The organism is Mycobacterium sp. 663a-19, from assembly GCF_035616495.1.
In the GTDB taxonomy this organism is placed as follows: Bacteria; Actinomycetota; Actinomycetes; order Mycobacteriales; family Mycobacteriaceae; genus Mycobacterium.
In genome coordinates, this window is sequence record NZ_JAPJAV010000010.1 from 107,911 (window position 1) to 117,036 (window position 9,126).

Annotated in this window: 10 protein-coding genes; 5 read left to right on the plus strand and 5 right to left on the minus strand. The window is 70.0% G+C overall.

What is annotated here, in order from left to right; all coding sequences use genetic code 11:
• Positions 1-12 precede the first annotated feature (12 nt).
• Positions 13-1,077 carry a DUF4192 domain-containing protein gene (locus OQ968_RS18455; protein WP_324680476.1) on the minus strand — a complete coding sequence of 355 codons (1,065 nt, stop codon included), beginning with the start codon at positions 1,075-1,077 and terminating at the stop codon, positions 13-15.
• 112 nt (positions 1,078-1,189) lie between these two features.
• Between OQ968_RS18455 and sthA the strand changes: the two genes are divergently transcribed.
• Positions 1,190-2,596, plus strand: coding sequence for a Si-specific NAD(P)(+) transhydrogenase (gene sthA / locus OQ968_RS18460; RefSeq protein ID WP_324680660.1), 1,407 nt, complete (start codon positions 1,190-1,192; stop codon positions 2,594-2,596).
• Here sthA and OQ968_RS18465 read toward each other — a convergent pair whose 3' ends face one another.
• Positions 2,597-3,418: a trypsin-like serine peptidase gene (locus OQ968_RS18465; protein WP_324680478.1), complete on the minus strand. Its 822-nt coding sequence runs from the start codon at positions 3,416-3,418 to the stop codon at positions 2,597-2,599. It abuts the gene before it with no gap.
• Positions 3,419-3,627: 209 nt separating this feature from the next.
• On the opposite strand from OQ968_RS18465, the gene OQ968_RS18470 reads away from it, so the two are divergent.
• Genes OQ968_RS18470 through OQ968_RS18480 form a run of 3 tightly spaced genes read left to right on the plus strand, consistent with a single transcriptional unit; the run spans position 3,628 to position 6,390 of the window.
• On the plus strand, positions 3,628-4,602 hold the full coding sequence (locus tag OQ968_RS18470; protein ID WP_324680480.1) for a PAC2 family protein: 975 nt from the start codon (positions 3,628-3,630) through the stop codon (positions 4,600-4,602).
• 36 nt (positions 4,603-4,638) lie between these two features.
• The gene (locus OQ968_RS18475; protein WP_324680482.1) at positions 4,639-5,670 is read left to right on the plus strand and encodes an alpha/beta hydrolase; all 1,032 of its coding nucleotides are present in this window, start codon (positions 4,639-4,641) and stop codon (positions 5,668-5,670) included.
• Between the two features lie 33 nt (positions 5,671-5,703).
• Positions 5,704-6,390 carry a PhzF family phenazine biosynthesis protein gene (locus OQ968_RS18480; protein ID WP_324680484.1) on the plus strand — a complete coding sequence of 229 codons (687 nt, stop codon included), beginning with the start codon at positions 5,704-5,706 and terminating at the stop codon, positions 6,388-6,390.
• Positions 6,391-6,401: 11 nt separating this feature from the next.
• On the opposite strand, the gene OQ968_RS18485 is transcribed toward OQ968_RS18480, so the two are convergent.
• The 3 genes from OQ968_RS18485 to OQ968_RS18495 all read right to left on the minus strand — a co-directional run bounded on the left by OQ968_RS18485 (position 6,402) and on the right by OQ968_RS18495 (position 8,052).
• A complete protein-coding gene (locus tag OQ968_RS18485; protein ID WP_324680486.1) occupies positions 6,402-6,887 on the minus strand; it encodes a peroxynitrite isomerase in 486 nt (161 codons plus the stop codon).
• A gap of 48 nt (positions 6,888-6,935) precedes the next feature.
• Positions 6,936-7,400: a transcriptional regulator NrdR gene (nrdR, locus tag OQ968_RS18490; protein ID WP_324680489.1), complete on the minus strand. Its 465-nt coding sequence runs from the start codon at positions 7,398-7,400 to the stop codon at positions 6,936-6,938.
• A gap of 157 nt (positions 7,401-7,557) precedes the next feature.
• Complete coding sequence (locus OQ968_RS18495; RefSeq protein WP_324680491.1) at positions 7,558-8,052, minus strand: LysM peptidoglycan-binding domain-containing protein; 495 nt, start codon at positions 8,050-8,052, stop codon at positions 7,558-7,560.
• Positions 8,053-8,378: 326 nt separating this feature from the next.
• Here OQ968_RS18495 and lexA point away from each other — a divergent pair, with 326 nt between their 5' ends.
• Positions 8,379-9,083 (plus strand): transcriptional repressor LexA, encoded by a 705-nt coding sequence (gene lexA, locus OQ968_RS18500; protein WP_324680493.1) that lies wholly within the window; start codon positions 8,379-8,381, stop codon positions 9,081-9,083.
• Positions 9,084-9,126: the final 43 nt, after the last annotated feature.

Genomic DNA, 9,126 nt, shown 5'->3' on the forward strand with positions numbered 1-9,126 from the left:
CACGCCGAGCGGCTATCCCGCGCGCCGGCCGAAGCCCCGCCGCGGCGGCAGCCGCACGCCGAGCCGCTTCGCCAGCCGGTACCCGGTGACCGCGAGCTCACGGATCTGCTCGGGCCGCAACCCGGACTGCAACGCCATGTCCAGCATGCCCGCCATCCGGTGGTCCGGCGCGCAGCGCAGCGCGGCGTCCAGCGACACCCCGGCCAGCGGCCCGTCGCCACGCGCGTAGGCGCTGAACGCCAGCAACACCAGCGCCTCGACGCGCCACGGCAGCGGCAGGGCGCGCGCCAGCGCCGCCCACAGCGACTCGGCCTCCCCGGCGTTCTCGCCGACCGCGAGGGCGTACAGGATGTCGCGCACCTCCGGGTCGCTCAGCGCGCAGCCCAGCTCGGCCAGGTCGGCGTCGGGGAGCGGCTGACCGCCGGCCACCCGGGCGGCCGCGGCCATTGCGTTCTCCACGTCGCAACGGGTGCGCCCCGCGGGATCGGCGTCGTGAGCGGCCCGGCGCGCGGTCGCCCGCTCGGCGACCGAGGCCGCCAGCTCGGGGCGCTGCGCCCGCTCGTCGGCCGCGACGACGGCCTGCAGGTCGGCGCGGCGCGGATACAGCCGCCGGCCGTCGAGCACCGCCGCGGCCGCCAGCGGGGAGGCCGTCGGGTCGTCCACCGCGCCGGCCGAACCGCAGCCGTCCACGCAGCGCCAGCGCCCGCCCGCGGCCACCCGGTCCACCACGTGCACCGCCCACACGACGATGTCGTGCCGCGACAGCTCCTCGGTGAGCACCGCGCTCAGCTGCCGATAGTCCTCGTTGCACTGCGGGCAGTGCGCGCCTTCGGCGTCGACGATGACCGCGACCGCGGCCTGGGGCGCGGCCGCAGCGGCGACCTCGGCGAGGTGCGCGATTCGGTCGGCGAGCTTCTCGGACAGGTCGACCCGCAGCACCGACCCCAGCTCGCCGTCGCTCACCGACACCAGGACCAACGAATTCTCCGGCACGAAGCCGAGAACGGCCGGCAGCGCGGCGATCAGCGCGCCGGGGTGGTTCAGGTTCAGGTCGAAATCTCGTCCATGCGTCGTCATGGGCCCAACGCTGGCGGCCACCACCGTCGGGCCGTGCGCGCCGGAGGTGACCGAGCCGGCCGTCTGTGGAGAAAGTCTCGACTGTGAGCCTTATCGTCTATCCATGGGTTCGATGCAGGAGTACGACATCGTCGTCATCGGGTCGGGACCCGGCGGCCAGAAGGCCGCCATCGCCTCGGCCAAGCTGGGCAAATCCGTGGCGATCATCGAACGCGGCCGCATGCTCGGCGGCGTCTGCGTCAACACCGGCACGATCCCGTCGAAGACGTTGCGCGAGGCGGTGCTTTACCTCACCGGGATGAACCAGCGCGAGCTCTACGGGGCGAGCTACCGGGTGAAGGACCGGATCACCCCGGCCGACCTGCTGGCCCGCACCCAGCACGTGATCGGCAAGGAGGTCGACGTGGTGCGCAACCAGTTGATGCGCAACCGAATCGACCTGCTGCTCGGGCATGGCCGATTCGTCGACCCGCACACCATCGTCATCGAAGACCCGGGCCGCCGCGAAATGACCACCGTCACAGGCGAATTCATCGTCATCGCCACCGGCACCCGGCCGGCCCGGCCGTCCGGGGTCGAGTTCGACGAGGAGCGGGTGCTGGACTCCGACGGGATCCTCGACCTCAAGTCGCTGCCGGCCTCGATGGTGGTCGTCGGCGCGGGTGTGATCGGCATCGAGTACGCGTCGATGTTCGCCGCGCTGGGCACCAAGGTCACCGTCGTGGAAAAGCGGGACAACATGCTCGACTTCTGCGACCCCGAGGTGGTCGAGGCGCTGAAGTTCCACCTGCGCGACCTGGCGGTGACGTTCCGGTTCGGCGAGGAGGTGACCGCGGTCGACGTCGGCTCCGCCGGCACCGTCACCACCCTGGCCAGCGGCAAGCAGATTCCCGCCGAGACGGTCATGTACTCCGCGGGGCGCCAGGGCCAGACCGACCACCTCGACCTGCACAACGCCGGCCTGGAAGTCGAAGGGCGCGGCCGGATCTGGGTCGACGACAGGTTCAAGACCAAGGTGGAGCACATCTACGCCGTCGGCGACGTGATCGGCTTCCCGGCGCTGGCCGCGACGTCGATGGAACAGGGGCGGCTGGCCGCCTACCACGCGTTCGGCGAGGCATGCGACGGCATCACCGAGCTGCAGCCGATCGGCATCTACTCGATTCCCGAGATCTCCTACGTCGGGGCCACCGAGGTGGAGCTGACCAAGGACGCGATCCCCTACGAGGTGGGGGTGGCCCGGTACCGGGAGCTGGCCCGCGGCCAGATCGCCGGGGACTCCTACGGCATGCTCAAGCTGCTGGTGTCCACCGACGACCGAAAACTGTTGGGGGTGCACATCTTCGGCACCAGCGCCACCGAGATGGTGCACATCGGGCAGGCCGTGATGGGCTGCGGCGGGACGGTCGACTACCTCGTCGACGCGGTGTTCAACTATCCGACGTTCTCGGAGGCCTACAAGGTCGCCGCGCTCGACGTGACCAACAAGATGCGGGAGCTGTCCCAGTTCCGCCGCTGATCAGCAGCTGTCGTCGAGGTCGTTGGGCACCGGGTCACCGGGCCCGCCCGCCTCGGCGCGGGCCAGCAGTTGCGTGGTCTGCGCGTCGAACGGCGCCGAGTACGACACGTTCGCCGCGCAGCCACCGCGCTCGAAACCACCGATCAGCCCGGTGAGCGTGGTGCCGCTGACCCACGGCGCGCCGCTGGTGCCGTCGACCATCCCCTCGCACACCAGCGAGGGGAACCCGGCGTCGTTGATCGACGTGGTGGCCTGGCAGCCGATGGGCGAGCCGCCCACGCCGGCCGGATAGCCCATCACCGTGACGTGGCTGCCGGGCGGCGGCGCGGTGCCCAGCGTCAGCGCCAGGCCGACGTGGGACTCGACGGAGACGCCGGCGTCGTTGCTGACCCGCGCGATCGCGTAGTCCGCGTGCGGGTCCTTGCTGGCCAGCCAGCGCGGATCGAGGTAGACGGCGTCGGCCTTCCACACGTTCGCGGGCGCGGGATCGCCCATCAGGCCGGGCGCGAAGGACAGCTGGGCGGCCCCGGCCAGGCAGTGCGCCGCAGTGATCATCAGGTTCCCGGTCGCCGAGTGCACGACCGACCCGGTGCACACATGCAGCGGCCCCTTGTCGATGAAGACGGCCCCCACCCGGCGGTCCGGGTCCACCTGGGCCGCGACGGACTTCTGTTGGGGCTGGCTGAGCCGCTGCACCAACGGCCCGGTGGCCACGGGCACGGACACGGTCGGTTTCGCCGCGGGGTCGGCGGGACGGCTGCACGACGTCAGCAACGCCGCCACCCCGATCACCGGACACAGCAACACAATCGGCACGCGCATTTGACTGCAATCATGCCTGACGGCGCACTGGCAAGCACAATTCGACGCGACGCCGGGTGTTGGTAGATTTGCCGGCAAACTCCGCGCGGGGCGCGCGCGTGCCGCCGAGATTACGTTCCGGCGCCACTGCGTTTCGTTTATTGGTGCCCATCGACTTGGGGGACACTGGTAGGGGCACCCTGGAGAAACCCCCGAAAGGAGGCAACCCGATGGCCCACGATCAAAACCGGGACGACGGGCTGTACCAGCCAGGGCAGCCCGGCATGTACGAGCTCGAGTTCCCGGCACCGCAGTTGTCGACGTCCGACGGCCGCGGCCCGGTGCTGGTCCATGCCCTGGAAGGGTTCTCCGACGCCGGACACGCGATACGGCTGGCCGCCACCCATTTGAAGGCGGCGCTGGACACCGAGCTGGTCGCGTCATTTGCGATCGACGAATTGCTGGACTACCGCTCGCGGCGGCCGCTGATGACATTCAAGACCGATCACTTCACCGACTACGACGATCCGGAGCTGAGCCTGTACGCCCTGCGCGACAGCGTCGGCACCCCGTTTCTGTTGCTGGCCGGTATGGAGCCCGACCTCAAGTGGGAGCGTTTCGTCACCGCGGTGCGCCTGCTGGCCGAGCGCCTCGGCGTGCGGCAGACCATCGGCCTGGGCACCGTCCCGATGGCGGTCCCCCACACCCGGCCGATCACCCTGACCGCGCACTCCAACCACAGGGAGTTGATCGCCGATTTCCAGCCGTGGATCTCCGAGATCCAGGTCCCCGGCAGCGCGTCGAACCTGCTCGAATACCGGATGGCCCAGCACGGTCACGAGGTCGTCGGGTTCACCGTGCACGTGCCGCACTACCTGACGCAGACCGACTACCCCGCCGCGGCGCAGGCGCTGCTCGAGCAGGTGGCCAAGACCGGGTCGCTGGAACTCCCGCTGTCGGCGCTGACCGAGGCGGCGGCGGAGATCCGAGCCAAGATCGACGAGCAGGTCGAGGCCAGCGCGGAGGTGGCCCAAGTGGTGGCCGCCCTCGAGCGCCAGTACGATGCCTTCATCGACGCTCAGGCGAACAGGTCGTTACTGACTCGCGACGAGGACCTGCCTAGCGGCGACGAGATTGGCGCAGAGTTCGAGCGGTTCCTGGCCCAGCAGGCCGAGAAGAGGTCCGAGGACGACGACTCGGCCTGACCGCTCGCAACCGGCTCGACGACTAGGTGGGCGGGGATGACTGAGCGGAAACGCAAGAGCAATCTTCGCCCGGTGCGGGAAGTGACCGCGCCGACCCTGCAGTTCCGGACCATCCACGGGTACAAGCGGGCGTTCCGGGTCGCCGGGTCCGGGCCGGCGCTGCTGTTGATCCACGGCATCGGCGACAACTCGACCACCTGGAACACCGTGCAGGCCAAGCTCGCCCAGCGGTTCACGGTGATCGCCCCCGACCTGCTCGGGCACGGGCAGTCCGACAAGCCGCGCGCCGACTACTCGGTTGCCGCCTACGCCAACGGGATGCGCGACTTGCTGTCCGTGCTGGACATCGAGCGGGTTACCATCGTGGGTCATTCGCTGGGCGGCGGGGTGGCGATGCAATTCGCCTACCAGTTCCCGCATCTGGTCGACCGGCTGATCCTGGTCGCCGCGGGCGGGGTCACCAAGGACGTCAACGTCGTCTTCCGGCTGGCCTCGTTGCCGATGGGCAGCGAGGCCCTGGCCCTGCTGCGGCTGCCCCTGGTGCTGCCGGCAGTTCAGCTGGCGGGGCGGCTGGCGGGCCTGGCGATCGGCTCGACCGACCTGGGGCGTGACCTGCCCAACGTGCTGCGGATCTTGGACGACCTGCCCGAGCCGACGGCCTCGGCGGCGTTCAGCCGCACCCTGCGGGCCGTGGTGGATTGGCGGGGACAGATCGTCACCATGCTGGACCGATGTTATTTGACCGAAGCCATCCCGGTGCAGATCATCTGGGGCAGCCGCGACGTCGTCGTCCCCGTCCGGCACGCCCACATGGCGCACGCCGCGATGCCCGGCTCCCGGCTGGAGATCTTCCAGCGCTCCGGCCACTTCCCCTTCCACGACGACCCGGCCCGTTTCATCGACGTCGTGCAGCGCTTCGTCGACACCACCGAGCCCGCCGAATACGACCCGGCCGCGCTGCGCGAGTTGCTCCGCACCGGCAGCGGCGAGCGGACCGTCACCGGTCCCGCCGGCACCCGCGTCGCGGTCCTCAACGCCATGGGCTCCGACGAACGCAGCGCCACCTGATCATCGCTTGCCCCTGGGTCGTACAGTCGGTCCATGGGTATCGACGTGACTGTGCTGCGCGTGTTCACCGATCCGGACCGCAACTTCGGCAATCCGCTCGGCGTGGTGGACGCGGCCCAGGTCGAGCCCCGCGACCGGCAGCGGCTGGCCACCCAATTGGGCTACAGCGAAACGATATTCGTCGATCTGCCCGCCGCCGGCTCCACCACCGCGCACGCCACGATCTACACGCCGCGAACCGAGATCCCGTTCGCGGGACATCCGACCGTCGGCGTTTCCTGGTGGCTGCGCGACCGGGGCACGCCGATCAACACGCTGCGGGTGCCGGCCGGCGTGGTGCAGGTCGGCTACGAGGGCGACCTCACGGTCATCAGCGCGCGCTCGGAGTGGGCCCCCGAATTGTTCGTCCACGAACTCGATTCGGTTGACGAGCTGCTGGCCGCCGACCCCGCCGATTATCCCGACGACACCGCCCACTACCTGTGGGCGTGGACCGACGAATCCGCCGGGTCACTGCGCGCCCGCATGTTCGCCGCGAATCTCGGTGTGCCGGAAGACGAGGCGACGGGCTCCGCGGCGATCCGCATCACCGACCACCTCAGCCGCGACCTGCACATCACGCAGGGCAAGGGGTCGAGGATCGAGACCATCTGGAGTCCCGAGGGCTGGGTGCGGGTGGCCGGGCGCGTCGTCAACGACGGTGTGACACAGGTGAATTGAGCGCGCGCGGTTTAGGCCTTGCGGTGCAACGTCGCGGAGAGGTGATGCTGCATGGGTTGCCCCACGGCGCCCATCCGCACCGAGTACGACAGCTCGTCGCCGTCGATCCGCAGGGAGCGTCCGAGCGCGGACACCTCTTTGGCGGTCGGGGTCAATCCGACGTCGGTGGTGGACAACTCGACCTCGATGACGCCGCCGGTCACCGAATAGGTGCCCACCTCGATCTCGGTGATGCCGCTGGGGTGGGCCAGCACCAGCTCGACCTGACCCGGCTGCGGCACCCGCAGATAGCCGGTCTCGGCGTGCAGGGGTTTGCCGTCGGCCACCGCCTTGGTCTTCTGCGCGTAGGCCAGAAACGGCTTGCCCACATGGGAGAACACGACCTCCTCGAGGTACTCGAAGGGCTGGATCGTGGGGTATTCGCCGGCGCCTCGACCGGCCCAGGTGCCGAGCAGTGGCGCCAGGGCCTCGAGATCGGGATGCAAGTCGGCAGGCATGAAAAACAGCGTAGTCCGGCGGGCACTGGCCCCCGGGACGCCGGTGGGTCAGCTCGGCGTGGACACCTTGCGGTGCGCGCGCAGCGCCTCGATCTCGCGCTCGAAATCGTCGGCCGACGAGAACGACCGATACACCGACGCGAATCGCAGGTAGGCCACCTCGTCCAGGTCGCGCAACGGCCCGAGGATGGCCAGGCCGACCTCGTGGCTGGGGACCTCCGGCGAACCGGCGGCCCGCACGGTGTCCTCGACCTGCTGGGCCAGCAGGTTGAGTGCGTCCTCGTCCACCTGGCGGCCCTGGCAGGCGCGGCGGACCCCCTTGATGACCTTCTCCCGGCTGAACGGCTCGGTCACCCCGCTGCGCTTGACCACGGCCAGGACCGCGGTTTCCACGGTGGTGAACCGGCGGCCGCATTCGGGGCAGGACCGGCGGCGCCGAATGGCCTGGCCCTCATCGGTTTCCCGCGAGTCGATCACCCTGGAGTCGGGATGCCGGCAGAACGGGCAGTGCATGGCCGCTCCTTCGCCGTGCTGACACCTCGCGGAACAGTCCGAGCGTACCCGTGCGCCGCCCCGGGAGGCCAACGCAACCGCGGTGCGCGCGCGCCCGTCGCCGCGAGGACCGAGCGGCCTTGGCCCGCTGCGGCTTTCGCAGTGCACCGGGGCGCCGTCAGCCGACCGGGGCGATCAGCGTCTGCCCGGCGGCCAGCGCCGGCGAGTTCAGGTCGTTGAGTTCGCGGATCCGGTCGGCAACCTGGCGAGCGGGCGCGTCCGGCGCCACCCGGTGCGCGACGTCCTGCAGGGACTCCCCGGCCTCGACGCGCACGACGGCCAGCTTGTCGGGCACCGGGGCGGCCGAACCGCCGGAGTCGCCGTTGGCCAGCTGGCCGAGGTTCGCGACCAGGCCGAGCCACAGCGTGATCGCGCCGGCGAGCAGCGCCAGCCCGACCGTGGTCAGCATCGTGACGGGCCGCCTGCGATGCGGCGCGACCGACATCGCGACGCCGGTGCCGTGGTAGCGCAGCGGCGCCCCGGCGGGCCGTGAGCTGCCCGGACGGCGGGGCCGGACCGGGCGCTCCCCCTGGTGGCGAGGCCCGTCGGCCGGCGCCCCGGCCGGGCGCCGGATGCCGCTGGTGCGCGGCGAGAGTGTGTGGATGACTGTCATGTGCGTTCCTCCGGTCAACTGGTCCTCGCTCGTGTGTTCGACTATATTCGCTCACCCGTTCGAAACCCGAACATTTGAGCGAAGCGTGTCGGACGAGCCAAACGCTAAACCACACCACCGACAAACCGCGTCGGTGCCTCCTCCTGACATGCAGCACAAATACCCGATACCCGCAAAAGTTACACACGTGTAATTCACCCGCCGTAGGGTCTTGACGCACCATCCCTAGGGTCTTTAGGCCTTGTTCCGGCCCGGTGTCGGCCCGGGCGACACGCGACTCGAACACATGTTTGATTATCGGCCGCCGGGCGGCTACATTCAGTGCCATGAGCGACAGCAACGACACTTCAGCCGCCGGCGCGGCCGGCCGGTTGCATTCCGTGGATCCATCGCTTACCGAGCGGCAGCGCACCATCCTCAACGTCATCCGGCAGTCGGTGACCAGCCGCGGCTATCCGCCCAGCATCCGGGAGATCGGTGACGCCGTCGGCCTGACGTCGACGTCCTCGGTGGCCCACCAGCTGCGCACCCTGGAGCGCAAGGGGTACCTGCGCCGCGACCCGAACCGTCCCCGGGCCGTCGACGTCCGCGGTGTCGAGGACACCCCGGCCGTCGCGGTGCCCGTCACCGACGTCGCCGGCTCGGACGCCCTGCCGGAACCCACCTTCGTGCCCGTGCTCGGGCGCATCGCGGCCGGTGGGCCGATCCTGGCCGAGGAGGCGGTCGAAGACGTCTTCCCGCTGCCCCGTGAGCTGGTCGGCGAGGGCGCGCTGTTCCTGCTCAAGGTCGTCGGCGACTCGATGGTCGAGGCCGCGATCTGTGACGGCGACTGGGTTGTGGTGCGGCAGCAGAATGTCGCCGACAACGGCGACATCGTCGCCGCCATGATCGACGGCGAGGCCACCGTCAAGACGTTCAAGCGCGCGGGCGGTCAGGTGTGGCTGATGCCGCACAACCCGGCGTTCGATCCGATCCCGGGCAACGACGCGACCGTGCTCGGCAAGGTCGTCACGGTGATTCGCAAGATCTGACGCGGAATCTTATTGTGCGGCAACGAGATTGAGACGTTCGCGG

What these genes read in the sequence shown, in the direction of transcription:
- OQ968_RS18455 (WP_324680476.1), bottom strand. Translation starts at nt 1,077, where the DNA reads ATGACGACGCATGGACGAGATTTCGACCTGAACCTGAACCACCCCGGC.
- sthA (WP_324680660.1), top strand. Translation starts at nt 1,190, where the DNA reads ATGCAGGAGTACGACATCGTCGTCATCGGGTCGGGACCCGGCGGCCAG.
- OQ968_RS18465 (WP_324680478.1), bottom strand. Translation starts at nt 3,418, where the DNA reads ATGCGCGTGCCGATTGTGTTGCTGTGTCCGGTGATCGGGGTGGCGGCG.
- OQ968_RS18470 (WP_324680480.1), top strand. Translation starts at nt 3,628, where the DNA reads ATGGCCCACGATCAAAACCGGGACGACGGGCTGTACCAGCCAGGGCAG.
- OQ968_RS18475 (WP_324680482.1), top strand. Translation starts at nt 4,639, where the DNA reads ATGACTGAGCGGAAACGCAAGAGCAATCTTCGCCCGGTGCGGGAAGTG.
- OQ968_RS18480 (WP_324680484.1), top strand. Translation starts at nt 5,704, where the DNA reads ATGGGTATCGACGTGACTGTGCTGCGCGTGTTCACCGATCCGGACCGC.
- OQ968_RS18485 (WP_324680486.1), bottom strand. Translation starts at nt 6,887, where the DNA reads ATGCCTGCCGACTTGCATCCCGATCTCGAGGCCCTGGCGCCACTGCTC.
- nrdR (WP_324680489.1), bottom strand. Translation starts at nt 7,400, where the DNA reads ATGCACTGCCCGTTCTGCCGGCATCCCGACTCCAGGGTGATCGACTCG.
- OQ968_RS18495 (WP_324680491.1), bottom strand. Translation starts at nt 8,052, where the DNA reads ATGACAGTCATCCACACACTCTCGCCGCGCACCAGCGGCATCCGGCGC.
- lexA (WP_324680493.1), top strand. Translation starts at nt 8,379, where the DNA reads ATGAGCGACAGCAACGACACTTCAGCCGCCGGCGCGGCCGGCCGGTTG.